24 protein-coding genes and 3 pseudogenes are annotated in these 24363 nt (G+C 60.2%); 11 read left to right on the top strand and 16 right to left on the bottom strand.

Annotation, left to right across the window (positions count from 1 at the left end; genetic code table 11):
- The first annotated feature begins 11 nt into the window (after positions 1-11).
- Positions 12-560 carry an NAD(P)H-dependent oxidoreductase gene (locus IPP03_17725; protein ID MBL0354396.1) on the top strand — a complete coding sequence of 183 codons (549 nt, stop codon included), beginning with the start codon at positions 12-14 and terminating at the stop codon, positions 558-560.
- Here IPP03_17725 and IPP03_17720 read toward each other — a convergent pair.
- The 3 genes from IPP03_17720 to IPP03_17710 all read right to left on the bottom strand — a co-directional run bounded on the left by IPP03_17720 (position 550) and on the right by IPP03_17710 (position 1639).
- Positions 550-777 (bottom strand): hypothetical protein, encoded by a 228-nt coding sequence (locus IPP03_17720; GenBank protein MBL0354395.1) that lies wholly within the window; start codon positions 775-777, stop codon positions 550-552. The two genes, IPP03_17725 and IPP03_17720, sit on opposite strands and share 11 nt — an antisense overlap.
- Before the next feature lie 274 nt (positions 778-1051).
- The gene (locus IPP03_17715; GenBank protein ID MBL0354394.1) at positions 1052-1273 is read right to left on the bottom strand and encodes a hypothetical protein; all 222 of its coding nucleotides are present in this window, start codon (positions 1271-1273) and stop codon (positions 1052-1054) included.
- Positions 1274-1285: 12 nt separating this feature from the next.
- The gene (locus IPP03_17710) at positions 1286-1639 is read right to left on the bottom strand and encodes a hypothetical protein (GenBank protein MBL0354393.1); all 354 of its coding nucleotides are present in this window, start codon (positions 1637-1639) and stop codon (positions 1286-1288) included.
- Between the two features lie 113 nt (positions 1640-1752).
- Between IPP03_17710 and IPP03_17705 the strand changes: the two genes are divergently transcribed.
- Positions 1753-3285, top strand: coding sequence for a MarR family transcriptional regulator (locus IPP03_17705; protein MBL0354392.1), 1533 nt, complete (start codon positions 1753-1755; stop codon positions 3283-3285).
- 522 nt (positions 3286-3807) lie between these two features.
- Here IPP03_17705 and IPP03_17700 read toward each other — a convergent pair.
- The 5 genes from IPP03_17700 to IPP03_17680 all read right to left on the bottom strand — a co-directional run bounded on the left by IPP03_17700 (position 3808) and on the right by IPP03_17680 (position 8585).
- The gene (locus tag IPP03_17700; GenBank protein MBL0354391.1) at positions 3808-4428 is read right to left on the bottom strand and encodes a nuclear transport factor 2 family protein; all 621 of its coding nucleotides are present in this window, start codon (positions 4426-4428) and stop codon (positions 3808-3810) included.
- Between the two features lie 377 nt (positions 4429-4805).
- Complete coding sequence (locus tag IPP03_17695; protein MBL0354390.1) at positions 4806-5897, bottom strand: HAMP domain-containing protein; 1092 nt, start codon at positions 5895-5897, stop codon at positions 4806-4808.
- A gap of 1 nt (position 5898) precedes the next feature.
- Positions 5899-6594: a response regulator transcription factor gene (locus IPP03_17690; GenBank protein MBL0354389.1), complete on the bottom strand. Its 696-nt coding sequence runs from the start codon at positions 6592-6594 to the stop codon at positions 5899-5901.
- A 111-nt stretch (positions 6595-6705) separates the two neighbouring features.
- Entirely contained in the window at positions 6706-7227 is a 522-nt protein-coding gene (locus IPP03_17685) for a Spy/CpxP family protein refolding chaperone (protein ID MBL0354388.1), read from the bottom strand.
- A 191-nt stretch (positions 7228-7418) separates the two neighbouring features.
- Complete coding sequence (locus IPP03_17680; GenBank protein ID MBL0354387.1) at positions 7419-8585, bottom strand: IS256 family transposase; 1167 nt, start codon at positions 8583-8585, stop codon at positions 7419-7421.
- Positions 8586-8830: 245 nt separating this feature from the next.
- Between IPP03_17680 and IPP03_17675 the strand changes: the two are divergent.
- Positions 8831-9927: pseudogene (locus tag IPP03_17675) on the top strand (IS3 family transposase).
- Between the two features lie 108 nt (positions 9928-10035).
- On the opposite strand, the gene IPP03_17670 reads toward IPP03_17675, so the two are convergent.
- Positions 10036-11937 (bottom strand): sigma-54-dependent Fis family transcriptional regulator, encoded by a 1902-nt coding sequence (locus IPP03_17670; GenBank protein ID MBL0354386.1) that lies wholly within the window; start codon positions 11935-11937, stop codon positions 10036-10038.
- A 282-nt stretch (positions 11938-12219) separates the two neighbouring features.
- On the opposite strand from IPP03_17670, the gene IPP03_17665 reads away from it, so the two are divergent.
- Positions 12220-13740: an aldehyde dehydrogenase gene (locus tag IPP03_17665; protein ID MBL0354385.1), complete on the top strand. Its 1521-nt coding sequence runs from the start codon at positions 12220-12222 to the stop codon at positions 13738-13740.
- 229 nt (positions 13741-13969) lie between these two features.
- Here IPP03_17665 and IPP03_17660 read toward each other — a convergent pair.
- Positions 13970-15363, bottom strand: a pseudogene (locus IPP03_17660) (IS1380 family transposase).
- Between the two features lie 180 nt (positions 15364-15543).
- Here IPP03_17660 and IPP03_17655 point away from each other — a divergent pair.
- On the top strand, positions 15544-15906 hold the full coding sequence (locus tag IPP03_17655; protein MBL0354384.1) for a DUF779 domain-containing protein: 363 nt from the start codon (positions 15544-15546) through the stop codon (positions 15904-15906).
- Here IPP03_17655 and IPP03_17650 read toward each other — a convergent pair.
- Complete coding sequence (locus tag IPP03_17650; protein ID MBL0354383.1) at positions 15869-16315, bottom strand: hypothetical protein; 447 nt, start codon at positions 16313-16315, stop codon at positions 15869-15871. The genes IPP03_17655 and IPP03_17650 overlap by 38 nt on opposite strands.
- Before the next feature lie 256 nt (positions 16316-16571).
- Here IPP03_17650 and IPP03_17645 point away from each other — a divergent pair, with 256 nt between their 5' ends.
- The gene (locus tag IPP03_17645; protein MBL0354382.1) at positions 16572-17084 is read left to right on the top strand and encodes a dual specificity protein phosphatase family protein; all 513 of its coding nucleotides are present in this window, start codon (positions 16572-16574) and stop codon (positions 17082-17084) included.
- Between the two features lie 197 nt (positions 17085-17281).
- Here the strand turns inward: IPP03_17645 and IPP03_17640 are convergent, their stop codons facing one another.
- A complete protein-coding gene (locus IPP03_17640) occupies positions 17282-18667 on the bottom strand; it encodes an IS4 family transposase (GenBank protein MBL0354381.1) in 1386 nt (461 codons plus the stop codon).
- A 245-nt stretch (positions 18668-18912) separates the two neighbouring features.
- On the opposite strand from IPP03_17640, the gene IPP03_17635 reads away from it, so the two are divergent.
- From IPP03_17635 to IPP03_17615, 5 genes and pseudogenes are all read left to right on the top strand, one after another.
- Entirely contained in the window at positions 18913-19284 is a 372-nt protein-coding gene (locus tag IPP03_17635; GenBank protein ID MBL0354380.1) for a CidA/LrgA family protein, read from the top strand.
- Positions 19281-20016 (top strand): annotated as a pseudogene (locus IPP03_17630) (LrgB family protein). The gene IPP03_17635 and the pseudogene IPP03_17630 overlap by 4 nt, the downstream one beginning before the upstream one ends.
- Positions 20017-20079: 63 nt before the next feature.
- On the top strand, positions 20080-20550 hold the full coding sequence (locus IPP03_17625; GenBank protein MBL0354379.1) for a hypothetical protein: 471 nt from the start codon (positions 20080-20082) through the stop codon (positions 20548-20550).
- A 47-nt stretch (positions 20551-20597) separates the two neighbouring features.
- On the top strand, positions 20598-20786 hold the full coding sequence (locus IPP03_17620; protein MBL0354378.1) for a hypothetical protein: 189 nt from the start codon (positions 20598-20600) through the stop codon (positions 20784-20786).
- A gap of 135 nt (positions 20787-20921) precedes the next feature.
- On the top strand, positions 20922-22136 hold the full coding sequence (locus IPP03_17615) for an IS4 family transposase (GenBank protein ID MBL0354377.1): 1215 nt from the start codon (positions 20922-20924) through the stop codon (positions 22134-22136).
- A 327-nt stretch (positions 22137-22463) separates the two neighbouring features.
- On the opposite strand, the gene IPP03_17610 is transcribed toward IPP03_17615, so the two are convergent.
- The 4 genes from IPP03_17610 to IPP03_17595 all read right to left on the bottom strand — a co-directional run bounded on the left by IPP03_17610 (position 22464) and on the right by IPP03_17595 (position 24361).
- Positions 22464-22859 carry a single-stranded DNA-binding protein gene (locus tag IPP03_17610; GenBank protein MBL0354376.1) on the bottom strand — a complete coding sequence of 132 codons (396 nt, stop codon included), beginning with the start codon at positions 22857-22859 and terminating at the stop codon, positions 22464-22466.
- On the bottom strand, positions 22856-23455 hold the full coding sequence (locus IPP03_17605) for a DUF3102 domain-containing protein (GenBank protein MBL0354375.1): 600 nt from the start codon (positions 23453-23455) through the stop codon (positions 22856-22858). The genes IPP03_17610 and IPP03_17605 overlap by 4 nt, the downstream gene beginning before the upstream one ends.
- A 233-nt stretch (positions 23456-23688) precedes the next feature.
- A complete protein-coding gene (locus IPP03_17600; protein ID MBL0354374.1) occupies positions 23689-23826 on the bottom strand; it encodes a DNA-binding protein in 138 nt (45 codons plus the stop codon).
- A gap of 283 nt (positions 23827-24109) precedes the next feature.
- Positions 24110-24361, bottom strand: coding sequence for a hypothetical protein (locus IPP03_17595; GenBank protein MBL0354373.1), 252 nt, complete (start codon positions 24359-24361; stop codon positions 24110-24112).
- Between the last annotated feature and the right edge of the window lie 2 nt (positions 24362-24363).

The following is a 24363-nucleotide window of genomic DNA, read 5'->3' as shown; positions in this document are numbered from 1 at the left end:
AAGGACCTTCGATGGCCAATCTGAAATTCCTCGGCATTGCCGGCAGCCTGCGGCGCGCATCAGCCAACCGCGGCCTGCTGCGTGCCGCTGCGACACGCCTGCCCCCCGGCGTCACGCTGGAAATCGCCAGCCTCGCCGACATTCCCTTCTATAACGCCGACATCGGGGAAAAACCTGCCTCCTTGACCCGCGTCCTGGCGCAGATGGCCGCCGCCGACGCCTTTATCTTCGCCTGCACGGAATACAACTACTCGCTGGCGCCAGCGCTCAAGAACATCCTCGACTGGGCTTCGCGCGAACCCGACAACGCGCTGCTTTCCGGCAAGCCCGCTGCCCTCATGGGCGCCGGCGCCGGCATGGGCACCTCGCGCGCCCAGTATCACCTGCGCCAAGTCTGCGTCTTCCTCAACCTGCACTTGCTGTGCAAGCCGGAAGTCTTCTCCAATGCATTTTCCGGCAGCTTCGACGCCGATGGCAACCTGACCGACGAAAAGATCGCGGCTCTGGTCGGCAGCCAGATGCAGGCGCTGGTCGAGTGGACGCGCCTGATCAGGGGCTGACGCCAGCGACCGGCGCCGCCAGTGCCCAGCGCAGGCCGCGCATCAGCATGCCGAGAACGGGAAGCTTCATGTAAAGCTCCTCGACTGCGTCCCAGTAATCGCGGTGGTAATTGACCTTGCCCGCGGCGTCGAATTTGAGATGGGAGACGCCGCGGATGACCTGCATCTCGCCCCCGCCCCAGCGCGCTGCCCGGAAGTTGAAGGTCCAGATCAACATGACGCCGTTGTCATCGACCACTTTTGCACGAGTGCGCCTTGACGAATTATTGCTTGATGCGCTGAACGACTGGTTGCGTCCGGAAAACGTCGAGATCGTCTATCACTGATCCGCAGGGCTGCGGTTACGTTGCCGGGCAAGGGAAGAACTCCCGGCGCCTGCGCTAGCGCAGGCGATTTCTAGCTGGTTCAAAAGCCGAACCTGCCCGGCCAGACAACGCCACCCGCATCCAAGGGCGAATGGCGGGTGCGCGTCATGCTGTGGTTCAGTATCGTTACTGTCGACCACCCCTGATGTTGCCGGCGACGCCACCGGCAGCGCCGCCGATGGCCGCTCCGGTCCACGCATTGCCGCCGGAAATAGCTGCAATGCCTGCCCCGCCCGCGGCACCGATCGCCGCACCGCTCATCGTTCCCTGCTGCCGTGGTGTCATGTCGGTACATCCTGTGACGCCGGCAATGGTCACGATGGCTATGATCATTCCAATTCTTTTCATGATTTTTCTCCGTTACTTGTTCTTCTGCAGGCCGGGTACGGCCATTTCAAACCAGATGGTCTCGATGACCGGGCGTTGCAGCTTTCCAGGGTTCGCGGCATACCACTTGTTTAGCCCTTCGCGCACGCTGTCGAGTGTCTGACCCTGCATTCCTTTTACCAGGCGCGGCAGAACACTCTGCGCATCAGTCGGCGGATTTCCCGCGGAGAAGGCGGTGTCGATCTGAGTTAAATTGACGAGACCGATCAGGTAGGCTTTTTGTATCTCTGGTGTCGATTTAGTCCACTGGTCGCCGGTAACCAGCGGGATATCAGCCGCTTGGACGGGGCTGATGGCGACGTTGGCAATAGTAATGCTCAATGCCAGAAACAACTTACTGGGAAATTTCACGAAATTCTCCTTCTTTACGTTGTACAAAACTATGCACCCTAAGCCGGACGAGCCGGAACCAAACAGGTATTACGATAGAAGCCTGACGAATGACCGAGGAGGCGATCATGTTGGCGATGGCTCTGGCGGAACGATACGCGACGAACATGCATGGCGTGCTTTCGTGCTTTGACCGGATCATTATCACCGGCACGCTGCCTGGTGCGTGCTACGCGGCAGGAATGACGAGTTATTTGTACACGCACGGAATTCGGGTATTCGACTACCCGCGATTTGCCGAGCCGCTGCGAGATCGCATTCGTGAGCGTGCGCAGGAGGTGTGTCTGGCGGCGGGTATTGAAATCGAGCACGTCAGCAAAAGCCATATTCGCAAGGAAGAGTTGGTCGCGCGAGTGCTCGCCGGTCGCGGCGACGCACCGGGTTTGGTGCATGTGCTCTCGGCCATGGAAGCCTGTCCGAGCTACAAACCGTGGCATGACAAAGGCAGTGGCAAGACTTACCTGCGCCCCGATCAAGGCAAGTGCCTGCACTACTACTTCTATTTCATCGACGAGGAACTGGGGTTGTGCTACCTGCGTGTGCCGACGTGGGCACCGTTCGGGTTGCAGTTCTACTGTAATGGTCACAGCGCTCTGGCAAGAACTCTGACGCGAGAAAGGATCGACTTCCTCCAGCAGGACAACGCCTTCCTGCGTGTCGCCGACATCGCGCAGGCGCAGGCGCTGGCGGATGCGTTCAGTCCCGACGTACTTCACCCGCGACTGGATCGCTATGCGCAGTGGTTGTGCCCAGTGCTTGACGTCTTTGGATCCTCGTATCACTGGAGCCTGCGCCAAGTCGAATACTCCACCGACCTGATGTTTCGTAGTGAGCAGATATTGGTTCCACTGTATGACGCCATTTCGCGCCAAGCGGTCTTGGCCGCCAACGCAGAACGCGTCTCCAGCTTTCTGGGCAAGAAGGTCACGCCACAACTGGCCCAGGAGATCGGTTCCCGGTTGTCCACCCGTATCGAGGGGCGCTGCATCAAGCACACCATGGGCGCCGCTGGCGTCAAGGTGTATGACAAATTCTCCCGCGTACTGCGGGTCGAAACGACCGTCAATGACGTGAGTTTCTTCAAACACCACCGCAAGGTGGAACACAAGGACAGGCACGCCACCCGAGAATTGGCGTCCCTGAAGAAGACAATCTATAGCCTGATCGACCTGCGCGACATCCTGCTCGGCTGCAACCAACGTTACCTGGCGTTCCTCTCCAGCCTCGATGACCCCAGTGCCGGCGAGCGTGACTTGGAGCGATTGAGCATGCCACGGTTGGGGGCGGCTCCCGGTGTCAAAGGGGTGAACTTCTTTGATCCTGCCGAGAAAGCCTTGCTGCAAACCATGCAACGCGGCGAGTTCAACATTCACGGTTGGCGTCGTGCCGATCTTCTCAGCTATCTGAAGCTCACTCCGTCCGCCATGTCGCGCCAACTTGCCCGACTGCGTACGCTCGGCTTGATCAAGAAAGTCACTCATACCTATCGCTACTACCTCACTCGATTGGGACGTTCAGTCGTCGCTGCGGCCTGCTCATTGACCCGCTTCAACATAGTGCCAACCATGGCTTGCGCATCCTGAATTCTTCTCATGATTTGTGATGATTGAACTGGTTAGTGACTAAAGAATCAGGAGCACGGAGCTATTTTACTCCTGCATCATGGCGCCGGGCTTGTACTAAAAAGGGTAGGAAATCCAACGCAACATTCGGGAGTATCTTCGACGCAGGTAGCCGCAGTCAATCGCCGATTTTGCGCCAGGAACTCCCCGGCGGCCCCATAAAGCCTCCGGTATTCCCCCGCCAGCACAGCCTGTAGCCCGGAGAGGAGCCGCTGACGGCGACTTTCCGGGCTACAGGCACGAGTCACCCCCTGACGAGCGGCGGCTCGTCCTGATTTCCCACAGTCCCGGACCTGCCAGGCGGTGTGTTGATCGAACGCGCCCCCCGGCGCGCTCTGCGCTGACGAATCCCACTGCGGATCGTGGCGCGTCTGTTCCCCCGCCATGGCCATCTCCCATAGCGCTGGCCCACGCGCCAGGGCGATACGTGGTGGTTGGGTGGATTCGCCGATGTGGTCGACGATCTTGCTCACGCTAGCAGGATCATTGACCAAGGCGATGATGCGCATCGAGGCGCGGCAGATCGGGCATTGCAGAGGGAATGCCTCGTAGATTCTCGCCAGTAGCATGGCCCACAGATAGCACTGGGGTGGGGGCGCGGCGCATTGGGCGGCGGCTGCCATCGAGTAGGCCCATCCTGTCCAGATGCAGGCGCTGGCCGAGTGGACGCTGCGGATCAGGGGCTGACGCCAGCGGCCGGCGCAGGACGCGCATCAGCATGCCGAGAACGGGAAGCTTCATGTAAAGCTCCTCGGCCGCGTCCCAGTAATCGCGGTGGTAATTGACCTTACCCGCGACGTCGAACTTGAGATGAGAGACGCCGCGGATGACCTGCATCTCGCTCCCGCCCCAGCGCGCTGCCCGGAAGTTGAAGGTCCAGATCAACATGGCGCCGTTGTTATCGACCACTTTCTCGGTGACGATGAAGCGCGGCTCGGCTACCTGCTCGAACATGTGGGTGAAGATGCGCTGGACGGCCGCGACGCTGCGCACTTCGTTGAACGGGTCCTTGAAGTAGGCATCGGCGCTGTAGAACTTGGGGAAGCGGACGACGCTTTGCGGCGACAGTCCGTGGAAGAATTCGATCAGCGCATCGGGGTTCATCTCAATTTCCGGTCAGCAAGGTTCGCCGGCCGCCTTGTTCAGCGAACTGATCGATGGCGCAATTCGGACGACACGCCATGGCCGGTAGCGGGTCAGCGGTCATTCAGCGTAAGCGGCGTGTGCGGTTCGTCTGCGCTTCTGGACAGACCAGACCCGACGATTTTCTGCGCTAACGCGTCAATTTTGCGCGCCAATGCCCTTGCCATAACGAACCCAGGCGAACCAAACAAGGCGGGACTATAGCGCGAACGGCCCCGGAGATGAGCTTACTCGCGGCCCAGCACCTCGATCGGAACACATGCCGCCATATTCCCGGAATCTCTTGCAAGATGTTGTTAGCAGCGTCATAAGTTTAGCAAAATTTGGGCATGTGGCCCTCAAACAGGCATCTCGATCTCGACGACAAGGCCGCCCGACTCGCTTTTTTTTGCCCAAATTTGACCGTTGACCGCAGCAATCACCTTTTTGGCAATCGCCAGGCCAAGGCCGTAGCCGTCGCCCACAGTCTGGTCATTGGCCCGAAAGAACGGACGGAAAATCTTCTCCAGCACGTCTTCCGGCACCCCGGCTCCTTGATCGCTAATGCACACGCGCAGTCGATTCCCGGTCGCACCCGCAACGATGCGAACCACGCTGCCCGAAGGCGAGTGGCGCAGTGCATTACGCACGACATTCTCGATGGCCCGATGCAGCAGTTCCGGGTTCGCCCGCAGTTCGGGCAGGGCGCTGCTTACAAAGTCAACACTCACTTGGCGAGGCGCGCCCTCGAAACGGGCATCCTCGACGATCCCGGCCAGTAATTCCTGCATATCGACCGCTTCCTGCACACCGGCAACGCCGGCCTCCAGGCGGGAAAGCGTCAGCAACTCGTCAACCAGCCGGTCCAGACGCTCACCTTCCATTTCGATTCGTGCCAGCGTCTTGTCGAACTGTTCCGGCTGTTGCCGCGCCAGACCGATTGCCGCCTGCAAACGCGCCAGCGGCGACCGCATCTCGTGGGACACATCGTGCAACAGGCGTTTCTGGCTTTCCATCAGAATGCCGAGGCGTTCCGTCATGTGATCGAAATCGCGCCCGAGATCGGCGAGTTCATCGCGTCGGCCGCCCATTCCCGATCCGATGCGCACCGCGAGGTCACCGCGCGCCGCCGCGTCGAAGGCACCCCGCAAATGGCGGATCGGCTTGGCAAAATACCAGGCCAGCGCCAGCGCGCCGACCAGGCTGACGATCAACCCGCCGAGGATCGGCGCCACCGGCAGCCGCGGCGAACGTGGCGGACGCATGTGCGGATGCGGTGGTCGTGGCGGCGGTCGCGCGGCGCCGTCCGGCCGTTCATCAAACGATGGCGCCGTAACCCCGGGCGCTTCACCCTGATGGCGCTCGAACCAGAAGTAGGCGCCCACACCAACAATCGCGGCCATTTGCAGCAGCCAGATGAACAGGAAGAATTTCCAGAATAGGCGGCCCATGCTACTCCCGGATCAACTGATAGCCCTGCCGATAGACCGTCTGGATGCACGAACGCCCATCGTCCAAGTGGCCCAGCTTCTGGCGAATGCTCGACATGTGCACATCGATGCTGCGCTCGAAACGCGCCAGTGGCCGGCCGAGCGCCTGTTCCGACAGCTCGGCCTTGCTGACCGGTCGTCCGGCACTGCGCGCCAGTGCTTCCAGTAGATTGAATTCGGTACTCGTCAGCTCAACCGGTTCGCCATCCCACGTTACCCGTCGCTGCGCCGGCATGATTTGCAGCGGACCCACTTCGAGCGGCGCCTGCGCAATCATTTCGCCCCCCTGTCGACTACGGCGCAGGATGGCACGCAACCGCGCCGCCAGTTCGCGCGGCAGGCAGGGCTTCGGCACATAATCGTCGGCCCCGAGTTCAAGCCCGACGATGCGGTCGAGGTCGTCGCCGCGCGCGGTCAGCATCAATACCGGCACCGTGCTGGCCGCGCGAATCCGGCGCAAGGCCTCGATGCCGCCGATGCCCGGCATCATGACATCAAGCACTACCACCGAAAATCGCCCAGACAAAGCCCCACTGACGCCCGACTCGCCGTCCGGCACCGTCTCTACCGCAAAGCCGTCGCGGACTAGATAATCGCTCAACAAGCCGGCCAGCTCGACATCGTCGTCAACCAGCAGGATACGGTCAGTGGTCGTCATCGTTCACCCATTTATTTCGCCACACCGATCATAGCCGAGTTGGCGAAAGCGAAAAAAGCCGGGGCCGCGAACGGTCCCGGCAAGGGGGATATTCATCAGCAACGCGGCAGATTAGCTCGGCTGCGGCATGCGGCCGTCGCCGCCCCTCCCACGTGGGCCGTCGCCACGGCCACGTTGCGACCTTGCTTCAGCCGCTTCTTTACGCTGCTCTGGCGTCAACACTTCGAAAACCTGATGCTCGGTCTTGACCCGCGCCAGCGTCATATCGGCCATCGCCTTGGCTGACGCATCGGCCAGCGTACGTGCCTTGGCCTCGCTGAAGTCCGGCGATGCCGCCAGCGCCCGGAGGTCGGCCTCCGCCTTTTGCAGGGCCTTGGCCTTATCACGCATCGCCGGCGCCTGAGCGTGCATGATCTCGAAAACCTTGTCGCGCTGGGCCTCACTCAGATTCACACCGCGCAGATGCGGCGGCATCATCTCGCCACCACCCATGCCCGGACCGCCCGGCATACCGCCGCAACCACCGTGCCCGCCAGGACCGCCCCCGAACGCTACGGCTGTCAACGGCACAGCCAGCGCAACGCTGGCGGCAACGAGAAATTTCTTGATGTTTCCACGAGATATCGGTTTCATGTCCTTTTCCTTTCGTCGAATAAGCTACCCCGAGCGGGGCCAGCGACAAAACGAATACTCCCCCCAGACAAGGTAAAGCGCGGTTAACCGACTGTAAATGATCGTAAATGGAATTTGAGCCTTTTGGCGCCGTCGACGGCAGTGCAACTTTTTTTCTGTAAAAGTTCTCAGGCGATTCCATCGGGATGGGCTCAGTCTTTGAGGTTGAGATAGATTTTCCCGGTCATCCACTCCTCATCGCATTCGGCGAGGAGCGCTGAGACGAGGCGGAGGCAGGAAGCGGTGTTGGGGAAGATGGAAGCCACCCGGGTACGGCGTTTGATCTCGCGGTTAATGCGTTCGAGGCCGTTGGTCGTGCGCAACCGGACGCGTTGGGCCACTGGCCAATTAAAGACAGCGAAGCCCTCTGGCAGATTTTCCTCGCCCCACTGGGCAAGTTTGGGCGCCTCGGTCCGCCAGCCCTCGATCGCCTGACGCAAGAGGCGCTCCGCTTCGCTTTTATCCGGCGCATTGAAGATCGCCCGAATCCGCTGCGCCACGGGTTTGCGCTGATCGAGACGTGTGACATACGACTGCGCGTTCTGTTGCAGGTGGAACTGGCAACGTTGCCAGGGTACGCTGGGCAAGGTGGCGCGGCGTGCCGCATTGAGACCGGCATGCGCATCGGCGATGATCATCTTGACGCCCTTGAGTCCTCGCCGCACCAGGCTATCCAGGAAAGCCCGCCAATGCACCTCTGCCTCGGACAAGGCAACAGAAACCCCGAGCACCCGGCGATGCCCGGTCTGCGTGATGCCGACTGCCACCAGCACGGCACAATCGACCAGTTGCCCGCCTTCGCGCACCCGCTCGTAACGGGCATCGAGAAAGACATAAGGCGTTTCATCGAGCGGCCGCTCACGCCAGGCAGCTAACCCGGCATCCAGTTGTTCGGCGGCACGACTCACCTGCGTCGAAGAAATCGACACCTCTGGCCCAAGCAAGGCTTGCAGGACGGTGATCACCTTGCGGGTGGAAACCCCCTGTACATACATTTCGGCCAAGGCGATATTGAGCGCCTGCTCGGTCCGTGACCCTTTCTCCAGGGCGCTGGGATAGAAGCCACCGCCGCGCACCTGAGGGACGTCAAAGGTCAGTTCGCCGACCCGGGTCATCATCGTTTTGGGCTTGAAGCCGTTGGCGTAATCGGTGCGTTCGGCAGTACGTTCATGGGGTTGGGCATTGAGAAAATAGTTGCGCTCGATCCGGCTCGCCTCATTGACCAGGATACGCAGCGCTTCGCCGGCGCCATCCAGACCGTTGTTCAGCAGCGCCGCAAAAGCGGCATCCAGAGGGTGATGTTCTACGCGTTGTGCCATGCTGTCGATTCTTTCGTGGGAATGGGTAAGAATGCCCCGAAGAAATCGCCTGCGGGAGTAGCCGGTCAATGTTTCGCCGCGCGGCTGTGCCGTCCTCTGCGCTTCGGGCGCTACGCGCCCTCATCGCTCCGGCCAGCACAGCCACGCAAAACCAACAGGAAAAGAATTTACAGAACGGATGTTGCACTAACCCGTCGGGGGGACCGCAACGGACCTAAAATCAAGCCACTTTTTGTAGGCATGAAATGAAGATACCGAAGCAGGCATACACGACCGAATTCAAGGAACTGGCAATCAAGCGGGTGAAGGATGGTCAGAGCATCAGTCGCGTGATCAAGGAGCTTGGTCTGGGCGACCAGACGTTGCGTAACTGTGTAAATTCGTCAGCAGGAGGCTGGCTCAAAGGTGTGGGAAACCGAGAGGTGACACCAGAAGAAACGGAGTTGTCCCGGTTACGAGCAGAAAACCTGCGGCTCAAACGGAAGAACGAAATCCTAAAAGAGCGACGGTGTACTTCGCAAGGGATGTCCTGTGAAGTACGCCTGGATTGCCGAACAAGGCATGCGCTACCCGCTCGTTGATATGTGTGAGGTGCTGGATGTCAGCGTCAGCGGTTATCGCGCCTGGAAGCGTGGTGGTCAGCCGGATCGCAAGCGATTGACCGATCTCCAGATGCTGGCGCTCATTCGTGCCATTCTTGCCGAGATCAGGGGCGCCTACGGCAGCCCGCGCATGGTCCGAGAGCTGGGGAGCAGAGGTTTCCCGGCCAGCAAGGGAAGGGTTGCCAGTTGCTGACAATCTGCTTGGCAGAAACTTCACGTCGCCGGCCCCCAATCAAGCCTGGACGTCTGACATTCCCCACCTGAGGACTGACGAAGGCTGGCTGTACCTGGCCATCGTGCTCGACCTGTTCAACCGCAAAGTTGTGGGCTGGTCGCTCAAGCCGCGGATGACTGCGGATATCGTGACCGATGCACTGACCATCGCCTGGTTCCGCAAGCGTCCAGCAACGGGATTGATGCACCACTCCGACCGGGGTAGCCAGTACGCCAGCCATGACTTTCAGGACAAGCTCAAGGCGTACGGCATGATCTGCTCGATGAGCCGCAAGGGAAACTGCTGGGATAACGCGCCGACGGAAAGCTGGTTCAACAGCTTCAAGAACGGGTGGGTACATGGCATTCGCTACGCTACCCACGCCAACATGAAGGCTAGCAGCTTCGCGTACATCGAAGTCTTCTATAATCGTAAACGGCAGCATTCAACACTTGGCTACAGATCGCCGATTCACTTCCTGGAGAACTGGCTCAGTGAGCAACAACAGGAAAAACTGGCAGCATGAAACCCACCCTTTGGCAGACGAAATACTGGGGGAAGCTCAGCAGGCGCCCGTCTGCCCTTGGCGCTCGCCGAGATCGGCGGCGATGGCGTGGAATAAGTATGGACCACTTCATTTTAGCTTGCGGTACAGTGTTTGCCGGCTGATGCCCAGTTGCCGGGCCGCAGCCGACAGGTTGCCGCGGGCCTGTTCCAGCGCCTGCTGGATGGCCATGCGGGACAGTTCGGCCAGGTTCTGGCCGGCCTTGCTGGTTTGGGCGACCGTTGCGGCCGGCTGCCGCAGTTCGTCTACCAGATCGTCCGGCAGATGCTGCGAGTTGATGCGTGTTTCATCCGGGTCGAGCATGGCTACTGCCGTGCGCAATACGCTGGCGTACTGTCGCAGGTTGCCTGGCCAGCGGTAGTCAGCCAGACGGGCGAGCAGTTCTGGCGCCAGGTGCAGGCTGGTGTCGTCAGTCAGGTCGTGCAGTAATTTCTCGGTCAGTGCAGCAAAATCGCTGCGTTCGCGTAGTGCCGGCAGGTTCAGGGTCAGGCCGTTGAGCCGGTAATAGAGGTCGCTGCGGAAGCGGCCGTGTTCCGAGGCTTCGCGCAGGTTTTGATGGGTAGCGCAGATCAGTGCGAATTCGACCTTGATGGTCCGCCCGCCGCCCAGCGGCGTCACCTGTCGTTCCTGCAGCACGCGCAGCAGGCGGGTTTGCATGGCGAGGGGCATGTCGCCGATTTCGTCGAGGAAGAGCGTGCCGCCTTCGGCCTCGCGCAGGCGGCCGATGCTTCCTTCCTTGCGCGCTCCGGTGAAAGCGCCTGGCGCGTAACCGAAGAGTTCAGCCTCGATCAGGTTTTCCGGGAGCGCGGCGCAGTTGATGGCGACGAACAGGCCACCTTTTTGCGGTGAGGATTCATGCACGGCACGCGCGAACAGCTCCTTTCCGACGCCGGATTCGCCATGCAGCAGCAGTGGAATCGGCTTTCCGACGATACGCCGGGCTTTGTCGGCGGCGGCCCGCCAACGAGCGTCGCCGGTGTCGAGTTTGGCCAGCGCATCGATGACTGGCTTGGCTGCAGGGCGCTGGATGGCAACCGGAGCCTTGAATTCGGCCTGGAGTTGGCCGTAGAGGGGTGTGCCGTCGTGCCGGTGGAGCAGCATGGCTTGCTGCGGTCGACGCTGCGCCTGCGTCAAAATGTTTTCGAAACGGGTCCCCAGAACCTTGAAAAGCGGCGTTGCGCCGATGTCGACCGCCGACAGGCCGAGCAGACTCAGGCCCTGACGATTGGCGCCGACGATCCAGCCGTTTTCCGAAAGCGCCACGATGCCTTCGGCAACGCTGCCTATACCTTCCAGTTGCGGGTGCAGGTGCAGCCGGATATGGCGCTCGCAGGCCGCGGCGACCAGACGGTTTTCGATCATGCGGGCGGCCGTGTTGACCAGGCCCAGCGTGTGCGGATGGCGGCCGTGCTGGTCGCCGGAAATATCGAGGATGCCAAGCAGTTCGCCGGTGGCCGAAACGATGGGGGCGGCGGCGCAGGTCAGGAAAGCATTGCGTTCTAGATAGTGTTCGGAGCCGTGGATTTCGACGCCACTGGCTTCGACCAGCGCGGTGCCGATGGCATTGGTGCCGCGTTGCTGTTCATGCCACGAGGCGCCGGACATCAGCGCGACGCGTTCCGCCTTGCCGAGAAAATCGACATCGCCGAGGGTATGCATCAGCACGCCCCGGTTGTCGGCCAGGATGACCATGCTCTGGCTGTGCCGCACCTGCTCGAACAGGTATTCCATGATCGGACGTGAATGGCTGACCAGCTCGTGATTGCGGGCCAGCGCGCGTTGTAGTTCGGAGCCGGAGAGATTGTCGCCTTGCGCCAGGCGCTCGCCGGGTGACAGGCCGGCAGCCAGGCTGCGCTGCCAGGAGCGTGCCAGGCGCCCGTCGATATGGTCACCAGACAGTTCGCCGCCTTCCAGCAGCTTGAGCCGTGCCTGGCGCAATAACGGCGCCGATATCGGCGAATGGGTGCGCATTTGTCTCTCTCCTTGCCGGATCGTTGCCCAGTTTTTGGCCAGTATAGGCGTTAACGCTGCAGGAACAAGGCGAAACCCGGGTGTCACGGTTCAAGTGTTCCATTTTGTGACAACTGTTCCCGAATGCAACGTCACGGTGCCTGTTGCGGTCGACGGTGAATTTTGTCAAATATTCATGGAATCAGCAGGTTGAATGTGTTCCAAGGGCTGGCACGAACCTTGATGTGGAGAAGTGCCCCCCGGGGAACTCATTCATCCATACGTAAAAGACAGGAGACAAACATGATCTATGCCGCTCCCGGTGCTGCTGGTGCCAAGATTGCCTTCAAGGCCAAGTACGACAATTTCATCAACGGCAAGCCGACTGCGCCGGTCAAGGGCGCCTATTTCGATGTTATTTCGCCGGTCAATGGCAAGCCCTTTACCCAGGCTGCCCGGTCGACCGCCGAGGATATTGATCTGGCGCTGGACGCCGCCCATGCGGCCTTCCCGAAATGGGGTAAGACCGACGCCGCGACCCGCTCCAACATCCTGCTCAAGATTGCCGACCGCATGGAAGCCAACCTCGAACTGCTCGCCTACGCCGAGACGGTCGACAACGGCAAGCCGATCCGCGAAACGCTGAATGCCGATATTCCGCTCGCCATCGACCATTTCCGCTACTTTGCCGGTTGCCTGCGGGCGCAGGAAGGCGGGATTTCGGAAATCGACGAAAACACCATGGCGTACCACATTCATGAGCCGCTCGGCGTGGTCGGCCAGATCATCCCGTGGAACTTCCCCATCCTGATGGCGACCTGGAAGCTGGCCCCGGCACTTGGCGCCGGCAACTGCGTGGTGCTGAAGCCGGCCGAATCGACGCCGGTTTCCATCCTGATCCTCGCCGAACTGATCGCCGACATCCTGCCGCCGGGCGTCCTCAACATCGTCAACGGCTATGGCCGCGAGGCCGGCCTGCCGCTGGCCACCAGCAAACGCATCGCCAAAATCGCCTTCACCGGCTCCACTTCGACCGGCCGTGTCATCGCCCAGGCCGCTGCCAACAACCTGATCCCGGCAACGCTGGAACTGGGCGGCAAGTCGCCCAACATCTTCTTTGCCGATGTCATGGACAAGGACGACAGTTTCCTCGACAAGGCCATCGAAGGCCTGGTGCTGTTTGCGTTCAATCAGGGCGAAGTCTGCACCTGCCCGAGCCGCGCGCTGATCCAGGAATCGATCTACGAAAAATTCATGGAACGCTGCCTGGTTCGTGTCGCCGCCATCAAGCAGGGCAATCCGCTGGATACCGAAACGATGATGGGCGCCCAGGCCTCGCAGGAGCAGATGACCAAGATCCAGTCCTACCTCGAACTTGGCAAGCAGGAAGGCGCAGAATGCCTGATCGGTGGCGAGCGCGTCCAGCTCGAAGGTGACTTGGCCGGCGGTTATTACATCCAGCCGACGCTGTTCAAGGGCCACAACAAGATGCGCATCTTCCAGGAGGAAATCTTCGGGCCGGTGCTCGCCGTGACCACCTTCAAGGATGAAGCCGAAGCACTGGCCATTGCCAACGACACGCTCTACGGCCTCGGCGCCGGCGTCTGGAGCCGCAACGGCAACGTCGCCTACCGCATGGGTCGCGCCATCCAGGCCGGCCGCGTATGGACCAACTGCTACCACGCCTACCCGGCGCATGCAGCCTTTGGCGGCTACAAGGAATCTGGCATCGGCCGCGAGACCCACAAGGTCATGCTTGACCACTACCAGCAGACGAAAAACCTGCTGGTCAGCTACGCCGAAACGAAACTCGGCTTTTTCTAACCCGGATGTTTCATAAACCCGCCGTGCGATGTCAATGTCGTGCCATTCCAGCCGTGATGCGAGTCAGCTTGCTGCGAATTTTGCTGCCAACCCGCCACGATCGGCCAAATACCCCAACTTTTGGGCATCACACCCTGCCGCCATCGATCCCTGGACAGAGCGCTGGCGAGACCTGACCTCCGCTCAAGCGGATTCGAGTCGGTAGCATGAGACGGCGTCGCCGAGTCGATCAGGCCGGTGCCGGCGGGCGCGGGACGAGGTAAAGCAACTCGGTCACCCGCGCCAGCACCCCTTCATCGGACACGACGTAGGCAAGGACAGCTTGATCCGATCCTTGTACTGCACCACGCGCACCGCCAACTTAAAGAGTTTCAGGATAATCGACAGCGGTTGCGCCTTGGCCAGTTCCGTATGCACCAGCGTGTTCTCGCGCAAGCCGTGAATCAACCCATACGCCGCACACGAATAGAACAGCCGCAGGTGATTGGCGAGGAAGGCATGATCGGAGGTCCGGTCACTGGCCAAGTCGTTCTTCACCGCCTTGATGAAGTTCTCGTCCTGCCCTCGAGCACAGTACAGCTCTTTGTAAAGCACATCAGGCGTCGGGTCGGACAGCGAGGTCACCACGTACCGCGGGTTGTCACCCAAGGCCATCACCTCGGCCTTGACCACCACGCGGTAAGCCTTGGGCCACGAGCCCGCCTGATACTCGATATCGTCGTACAGTCGTGTCGCCGCAGGCTCGGCGTTCCCCAGGCGCTGGGCGTTGGCGCTGTGTGTCTGGTGCAGCGCACGGGCTTTCTTCAGCAGCGGCTCGGCCTTGGGCGAGAGCACCGGGTTGCCGGCCAGGCCGAAGAGGAAGTCCAGATGCGGATCGGACGCGCACAAGGCCATCAGTTCGGGATTCGCGAAGTGGCCATCCCCGCGCAGAATGATGTGGGTCTCGGGCCAAGCCTGGCGGAGCAAGCGCAGCACGCGCTTGATGATGGCCGCGTTCTCCTTGCCAGTCGGGCGTTTGCCCGGACGCAGGACGGCAGTAATGAACTTCCCGGAAAGTCCTTCGAAGAGAAACAGCGGCAGGTAGCAGTGATTCCCGTAGTGGGGGTTATAGAACGCCAGTTCCTGCTGCCCGTGAGTGGCATCCTCCGAGTGATCCATATCGAGCACGATCACGGCAGGCGCTTGGGCGTAGCTGGCGATGAAGGCGTCGACGAAGCTTTTGGCCAGGCGGTAAATGTCTTTGCGCGATACGCTGTTTTCGAGCCGGGAGAGCGTGGGGCCGGAGGCCAGGTCATTTCCCTCGTCCAGCGGGGCACGACCGACCGCCAGTTTGAACAGCGGATCGCGCCGCAGCGTGTTGGCGTCATTACCGTCGGCGTAGCCGCTGGCGGTCTGGAATATCCGCTGACGAAGCAGGTCGGCCAGGGGATGGTCAATGTACGAGGCGTGGCGTTTGTCGTGAATCGCGCTGACCAGGCGGGGAATCAGGCCGATTTGCAGGTCGATGCCACGCAACAGGAGTGCGCCAAAGTCGGAGGACATCGCCCCGCCGTCAAACTCTGCCCGGATCGTAAATCCGGCGCTGGCGGGAAAGCGAAGCTGGGTTGGGATAGAATGGTCCATGGGCGGTCTCGTTTAGGCTTCTTACAAAGCGTTATTGGCGTAACCCCTATTATATCAATGGGTTAAACGAGATTCGCCTGCTTTTATGAAAAATTCGGGCTAAGCACCTATCTCCTCCTCTGCCCCCTGCGGGTAATTATCACGGGGCGGGCAACCGCCCCGCTTTTTTGGGAGAAGTCCATGGTCGACCGCGTCATCGCCACACCAGCAACGCTGGATCTGATCCGGCAACTGCAGCTGCAATACGGGCCGGCGCTGATCTTTCACCAGTCCGGCGGTTGCTGTGACAACAGTGCCGCCAACTGCTACTTGCCCGGCGAACTCACCATCGGTCCCTACGATGTCCATCTTGGCGATATCGGCGGTGTGCCCTTTTACATCAGCGCCTCGCAGTACGAATACTGGAAGCACACGCAACTGATTATTGACGTCATCGACGGTCAGGGCGGCACATTTTCACTCGAGGGCGGCAGCGGGAAGGCCTTTCATACCCGTTCGCGCCTGTTCACCGATGCCGAGTGGGCAGAATTGTCGGCGGAGTAAAGGTTGCAGGGGGAGACATACCAGCGGCCGGCGCCGCCAGTGCCCGGCGCAGGCCGTGCATCAGCATGCCGAGAACGGGAAGCTTCATGTAAAGCTCCTCGGCAGCATCCCAGTAATCGCGGTGGTAATTGACCTTGCCCGCGGCGTCGAACTTGAGATGGGAGACGCCGCGGATGACCTGCATCTCGCTCCCGCCCCGGCGCGCTGCCCGGAAGTTGAAGGTCCAGATCAACATGGCGCCGTTGTCATCGACCACTTTCGCGAATCGCGTCTGTGCCAGTAGCAGGGCCAGTAGCAGGGCCAGCAGCAGGGCCAGCAGGCCCCAGGCCTTCCATTTCTCGTCCGAGCGCCAGTAGGGCGACGCAAGAAGCCAGAATCGCTGCCAGAGGTGGCGGTCAACCTTGTTCATCGCTCTCGCACCGGATCAAGATTCCGCCGGTACTGGCTCTCCCCGGTCATGCAGAAAGGATATTTGGCGGGCATCGCTGCGTGCATGGAATCTCTTACTCCCGGCCCCCCTGGGGGTCAAGCCGGCGTCACGATCCTGCATCCCGATCGCTGTCCGAGTCGGTTAAAATCGGAGGCGAACGCACCCGTAACGATGTCGACGGCTGGTGCCGTTGCGATCGTACCGGGACCATTTCTAACCCATGACAGACACGACCATGAACACACATCCATCCGATTTGCTGCCTCTCGACCGGGAGGGGGCCGGGCTGATCCTGACGCCCTGCCCGGGAACCAAGGGCGTGCCGCCAGGCGTCGCGCTTGAACAGTTGAAGGTGGCCGGCGCCGGCGCGGTGATCACCTTGATGCCGGAAAGCGAGATGGCGAGCAATGACGTAACGGACCTGGCGGAGCTTTGTGCGGCAGCCGGTCTGCAATGGTTTCATCTCCCGATCACAGACGATCAGCCGCCGGAGGCCGATTTTGCCGCGGCCTGGCAGGCGCAGCGGTCGGCGGTTCACCGGGTGCTCGATGCCGGCGGGAAGATCGCAATCCATTGCAAGGGCGGTTCCGGCCGCACGGGGCTGATGGCCGCGCAGATACTGGTTGAATGCGGCCGTTCGAAGGATGAGGCCAAGGCGGCCGTCAAGGCCCTGCGTCCGAATGCGCTGAGCCTTGAAGTCCATCAGGCTTATCTGGCCGGACTGCCGGAGGCCGGCCAGCCTGATTGAAGCTAGTCGCCCATATCGTCGTGCTTGATCGGCTTGGGGGTCGAAAAGGGAAGTCAAAAAGGGGACAGATCAGAATGGCACTAAATTAAGGCCGTCCGGCATGCCCAGCGCTAGCATTGTGGCTGCAATAGGAAACATCCGGGGACATCCGGGGACATCCGGGGGGGGGGACATCCGGGGACAGACCAGAATGGCACTTACTTAAGCTTTTTGAGATGTCCATTTTTCATGACGATAGCTTTGGCGAGATTACGTGGTTTGGTGAGCATTGGATAGGGTTTAGGTCGTCGTTTGACGGCGCGAGGCTCGATCCGGCCCGGTCGGTTACCGACCTGTTGTTGGGCGATTAAAACGAATAGTTCGCTGTGTATGTTGTGATGGCTACGGCTCGCAAAGGGTGCCCAGGCGAGCCAGATTTGCACGGTATGCTTGAAGCTCAGTTGGCGCGGCAATCTGTGGGAGAGCATCGCAGCCTGAGCCATCATTAACCGAATCAGATTGTAGGCGAGCAGATAGACCCAGATTTCCTTGATCGCCATCGCAGGCGTCAGGCAACTCAGTCGTTCCATGCCGAGCGTGGTCTTGATGTTGCGCAGATCGAGTTCAACGTGCCAGCGATCCCGATAGAGCGATTTCAAGGCCGTCTTGTCGGTTTGTTTTGGGCAAAGCAATGTCGTCACCAGTGTCTTGCCGCCGACCCGAAGCTCGCGTACGGTCAGACTCTCGGGGGACTGATCGTAGTCGGCCTGAGGCATCCAGTCGGGTTTGCTGGCGGGTTTTGGCAGCACGATCAGATGATCGCGCTGCCCCAACAGCCGACCTCGGCAAAAATCGGTGGTGCGTTGCCGCGCGCCATTTTGTTCAAACACCGCATCAATGCACCGCTCGCGTAATGAGCAGAGGAGAAAGTAGGTGGCGTAGAAGGCGTCGCCCAACAGTAAATCACCCTGCTCCAGGGAATCGAATATCGAACGCAGCAACGACTGCTCATCGCTGCCCTTGCCCCGACAGGAGCCGGTCGCGGCATTGAGGACCGCCCCGCTACCCAAACAAACGAGCCCAACGATCCGGCACTGCGGGAAACCCAGTCCCGGCTTCTGGCTCGTCGGTTGCGGGTAGACGACCTGATTGTCTGAGGTGTCGGGCATTACGACGGTCGTCCCGTCCACCAGACGGACGGGACGACCCCGCCAATGCCAAGCTGTCGGCGCCTGCGTGGCGACTCTTTGCCCCACGTGGCACGCCAGTGTACTGAGCATCTTCAAAGGCAAGCGCTTTCGCGCCCGGCAATAGGCGCCCGTGTGGGTGCTGCCCGGCACCAGGCCGCCAACCAGGCATTTGACCGCACGGTCATTGACTGCCTTCTGGCAGGAACGATCGGTGCTCAGCGCTTGGGCCAGAAACATCGACAACGTCTCCGTCGGGGGATATTGCCTTTCTCGGTGGGGCGGCAGTTCAGATTCCACGGCATCGAACAATTCCGGCCCCATCAACAGGTTGAAAAACGCATAGGCGTCGCTCTGGGCAGCGTGGGCCTTGACCGTTCGGTGTTGCTGTGCGCGTGTACTGCGGATAGGATGCATTTGGGCTGGCTCATCGTGGGCGGGTTGGGTATTTGGCGACGCCAACTTATCACGCGTCGATCCAGCCTGTTTCATCATTTGCATCAAAGAGTTGAACGTTAAGTAAGTGCCATTCGTCTCTGACCCCGGAATATCCGGAGTTCCTGACCCTGCCGCTGTACGAAGCAATGGAATAAGCCTCCCCGCAGGATGCTGGTTTGGAGAGCTGCACCTGCGGGTGCCATTTTCCTTTTGAAGAGACACGAATGATCGCCGCCCTGACCCAACTGCTGGTTTTTCAACTGCTCGGCGAGGCTGTTGCCCGCTGGCTGGGCCTGCCGGTGCCAGGGCCGGTACTCGGCATGCTCTTTCTGTTCCTGGCGCTGGCCATGCGCGGCGGACCGGGCCGAGAACTGCAGACGACCAGCCAGAATCTGCTGCAACACCTGTCGCTGCTCTTCGTGCCGGCCGGCGTTGGGGTCATGGTGCACCTGAGCCGGGTGGCCGACGAGTGGCTGCCTTTGTTGCTGTCGCTGCTGATCAGCACCGCGCTGACGCTGGCGGTGACGGCTCTGGTCATGAAGATGCTGATGCCCGCCCGCTCGCCGGCGGACGAAACACCGGGAGCCGCGCCATGACCCCGCAACTCAATGAAATCTGGGTCTACCTCTCGGCCACGCCGCTGCTCGGCCACGCCGCTGCTCGGCCTGACCATCACGCTGCTCGCCTATCAGGCCGCCTTGTGGCTCTACCGGCGCTCGGGGATGAATCCACTTGCCAATCCGGTGCTGATCGCGGTGACGTTTTTGGTGCTGTTATTGACGTTGACCGCAACGAAATATGAAACCTACTTCGCCGGCGCGCAGTTCGTACATTTTCTGCTCGGCCCGGCGACCGTCGCGCTGGCGGTGCCACTGTACACCCAGGTTCGCCGCGTGCGATCGCTGTTGCTGCCGGTTGCGGCAGGGCTGGTCGCCGGCAGCCTGACCGCCGCGCTGTCGGCAATCGCCGTCGCCCGACTGTTCGGTGCCAGCCTGCCGACCCAGCTTTCGCTGGCGCCCAAGTCGGTGACGACGCCGATCGCCATGGGCATCGCCGAGCGCATCGGCGGCATCCCGTCGCTGACCGCGGTACTGGTCGTCATCACCGGCATTATCGGCGCCGTCAGCGCGCGCTACATTTTCGATGCGCTCAAAATACGTGATCCGGCGATACGCGGCTTCGCCATCGGGGTCGCCTCGCACGGCATCGGCACCGCCCGCGCCTTTCAGGTCAGCGAACAGGCGGGCGCCTTCGCGGCGCTGGCGATGGGCCTCAACAGCGCGCTGACCGCCCTGCTCCTGCCGCTCGTCCTCGGCTGGCTGCTGTAAGCCGCGCCCCGGTTAGGGTATCCAGCAATGTCCGAGCGGCGCCGGCAGGCGAAGAATCAGTCCATGTTCAAGCTGCCTCCACCCCGCCAGCCGAAGCAGACCTGGTTATGGCTGGCGCCCTACGCCGCCATCGGCATTTTCGCGCTGGCCATGCTGATCGTCACCGGTCCGCTCCAGTGGCGCGAACACGACACCGCCTTGTCGGCGCTTGAAGGCGACATGCACTGGGCAGAGCGCACCATCGAGAATCGTCTGCGCGCGCACCAGGATTTCCTGACCGAACTCGGGCGCGAGCAGGAATTCCGCCATCTCGACTACGAAGCCTTCCAGGTGCACGCCAGCCGCTATGTGGGCGACAACCCGGAAATCGGCGCCATCGCCTGGGTCGGCACCGAGGGCAAGGTCGAATGGGTCGCCCCCAACGAGTCGACCACTACCTTCGTCAGCGAGCAACTGACCGGCATCCGCATGCTGGCCTTGCAGGAGGCTCTGCGCACGCGCCGCGCGCTGATCAGCGCCGCGCCGATGACCTGATCCTGCCGGCACAACGGGGCAACAGCGACATCGGCCCCTTCATCGCCATGCAGTCGCTCGAGGAACTGTTGCGTGTCACCCTGCCCGCCAGTTTCGCCACGCGCTACAGCCGGTCCGTGGTCGACGCGGAGAACCGGGAGGCCTTCAGCAATACGTCGGTCCGCCCGACCGATCGCCGGATCTCGGGTTCGATCAGCCTCGACCTGCCGGGCAACCGCCCAATCCTCTTGACTTAGCGGTCTGTCATCTAATTTTGGCAACTTTGCCATCTGGCCGCGCCAAGATATAATCGAGCATGTAACCAATTGATATAAATAGGCGTTATATGACGGCCTAAATATGCCAATATCGTTTCACGGCTAACGGACTACATTCATGGCGCCAATTTCCTTGCCGCCGCCCGCCGCGAGCCTCGGTTTTTCACCCGAAACCGTGAATTGCCATTCACGAATCTGATCGCTTTCCTGCTCACCGGCATTCGCGGCGCAGTTCAGGCGGAGCTTGATTCCTGCTTTGCCCTGCTTGCCGGAAGAACCCGCCTTTGTCGGGCGATCACGGCCAGTGCCTTCTCAAAGGCGCGCAGCCATCTGGTCGCCAATCTCTTTGAGCCGCTCAATACAGAATTGCTGCGCCTGGTCGATGAGGTCGTTCCGCAGCAGCCGGACTGGCAAGGCTTGCGGGTCTTGGCGGCGGATGCATCGAAGGTACGTCTGACCTTGCTTGACCTGGAAGGGCGCCGCCATATTCGAGAAGCGGCCATCTTCGGTTTGTTTCGGCCAGGGATCGAATTGTTCGACTCGCTGATTTTGCACAGTTCGCTGGTCGGCGAACGTCAGATGTTGTTTGAGCGGCTTGACCGACTCGGTGCTCAGGACATGCTGGTGCTTGATCGCGGGTATCCGGGTGCCTGGTTGGTCGCGGCGCTGTTGCATCGAGGTATCCCCTTTTGCATACGCTGTGATTCGTCCGCTTCCTTTTCTGCCATCACCCAGTTCATGCGATCCGGAGAAGATGAGGCGCAGGTGACATTGCCGCCACCGCATCGTCAGGATGCCATTGATTACGAGTGTCCGCGTCTGCCTTCTATGGTTCGCCTGATTCGTCAGGTGACGCCGACTGGCAAGGTACGGGTCTTGATGACCTCCTTGCTTGATACCGCGCGGTATCCGGCCACAAGCTTCTCAGCCCTTTATCACAGCCGTTGGCGTATCGAGGAGGCGTTCAAGCGCATCAAACACCGGCTCAATCTGGAGCACACGTCCGGCCTGACTTGGCTGGCCGCCTGCCAGGATGTTGGGGCCAAGATGGTGTGTGACAATCTCAATGCCCTGGCCACCTACCTGGCTGCGGAAGAGCGGCTGCCCAGCGATTCGCCATGGCGAGTGAATCGGACGATGGCCTTCAATACCGTACGTCGTATCTTGCCCCGAGTCTTGGCGGGTGTGCAGCAAATCACCACCCGAGTTACCAAGGAAATCTTCTCGGAAATCGTCAAAAACCTTCAGAAATTTATCCCTGATCGTGCTCGACCTCGGCCAAACCAGCGAAAGCCTCACCTGTCCTTTGCTTACAAACCCGCCGTATGACTATGGACTAAGTTGAGAGGATTGCCTTGTTGATAGCCTCCGCATCGGGTTCGATAAACGAAACCGTGCGAGATTAATTCTCTGATGGCACGAGTTATGGTCCTATCGGAAAAGCCGAAACGCTCCATGTAGCTATGGGTGGCTTGGAGGTGTCCATTATTGTTTGGCTTTGTATGCTGCCTGACCAGTAATTGGAGCAGGGAGCGTGCTGAAAATGTTAAATCGGCGTAGTCAGGCGAATCTATTACGCGGTACTCGATAGCTGCGTATAGGTGCGTTTTAGAGGTCTTAGGCGGCATTTGGCCGCGCCGGCTTGCTTCGGTGCGGTCATTCGCCATCAATTCCTCCCAGTTCGTCACAGCCGGGTAGGTCGTCGAAGCCGCCACCGGGAAGTCGGGCAGATTCGCCAAGTTTTAACTTTCTCGGGCGCGGCGTCGTCGCTGCCACTTCGTCTGCGACTAGATCGAGGCTGGGCCTTATCGATTTGTCCTTCGCTTCCCAAGTGCCGACTTTCAGGGTTCCGGCCATTGCCACGGATGCGCCACGTCTCAGTTGCAAAAGCCGGTCGACCGCAACATCGTCGAAGCTGATCACAGAGCAGAAGATGCGACCCTCTTCGCCCATCGGCACACTGACACGCGCCAGGGCGTAGGCGTTTCCTGTCTTGGTGGTTCGCCGTTGGGGGTCGGTGTGCAGCGTGCCGACGATCAGGGCGCGGATCATGGCATCACCTCTTCGTCCGGCGTCCGCCTGAGATATTCAGCCATCCACGAAAGCGGTTTGGCTTCCACATACTCCCACGGCAAGCCGACGACACCATTTCGTGTATGGCGGCCCGGCAATTCGCTGAATATCACGTGGTCGACAAAATCGGAGCGCACCCCACGCTTGGTGCTCGTTACGCAGTTGCCGATCAGGGAGGTTATTTGAAAGTAATCGTACCCACTCTGGTGGCAGTGCCAATCAACGCAAATAAAATCCGGTAAGTCGCCTTCCTGTTCAAGAACAGCCAGCGCACCAATTCCCTCGCTCGGCAAATACGAAACCGATTTCGCATTTGGTTCTTTACTCTTGGCAATCTTGCGCGCCAGTAGCGGCTTGCCATTTGCTGCGGCCATGTAGTTCTGGGCCTGCCGTGCCGACACTGAAACGCTTTTTTCAAGCCACGGCAGCCATTCGCCGTGCTTGAGACTTTGCTTGACCTCAAGTAACAGCTTACCGGCCTGTTTGGCGTAGTCGACGGCCTTATCGGCGTGGGTGGTTGCCAGTGCGTGCAGCCGCTCAATTTCGGCGCCTGCAATAGTCGCTATCGCCCTCATAGGATCACCCCACTGGCGAACAGAAGCGCAATTACTGCCAACAAAGCCAGTTGCCCGGCCAAGCAAGTATCAATGCGGCCTAGCTGATTGTTCCGCCGAGTACCGTGCCTTTGCTGGCGATTGCGTGAAGGCTTGGCGAGATTGAAGCAGCGATTCAGTTGGTCGTTTGCGGTATCATTGGGGCGCAAGTTCAGGGCGCTCACATACACTACGGTGGGGTTGGCGCTTCGCATTTATGCCACCTCGCCTGCGGTCAGACGTTCAACTTCGGCGGCATCCCACAACAAGCGGCCATTCGGAAGTTTGACAGGACGCAAGCCCATGTAATGCCCATTGCGACAGAGTGAGGCACGCAGGGTTTGCGGCTCCACCCAAAAACTTGCGGCGGTTGCTTCGGTGGAAAGTTTTGCTTTGGAAAATGCAGAAACTAATGCGGTTACGGTTTTGCTCATTTGAATTGACTCCGGACTTACTTCAACCCGCTTTCACGGTATGAATGCCATTCAACTCATGGGAAAACCGGGAAACCCCGCCCAAAAAGAAAAACGACAAAGCTTGTAAAGCCTTGCCGCTCAATGGTTTCAGGTGATTGTTTCAATTGCCCGTAAATTTATTTCAAAAATTGCTACGTTTGCCACAATTCCCGCGCCTCGGTCATGGCCTATTTGATTGCCACCACTTGCCCTGTATAGCGCCTCGCTGAATGTAGTTCGCCTCTAATGGCCTTCCATGCGGGCCGAAAATCTTCTTTTCATCCATCGTTTTTTTAACATGAGCGCAAACATCGCCCTGACTTGGAAACAGGTTGTTTTTCTTGTGTAGTTGAATGTACCCAATGGCAATGGCTTGTGCATGCTCCTGCCAAGTGGCCGCCTCCTCCTTCTGTTTCTCATTGGTCGATTCCACCA

Source organism: Candidatus Dechloromonas phosphoritropha (genome assembly GCA_016722705.1).
Taxonomy (GTDB): domain Bacteria; phylum Pseudomonadota; class Gammaproteobacteria; order Burkholderiales; family Rhodocyclaceae; genus Azonexus; species Azonexus phosphoritrophus.
This window is presented reverse-complemented; position numbering and strand designations above follow the sequence as displayed.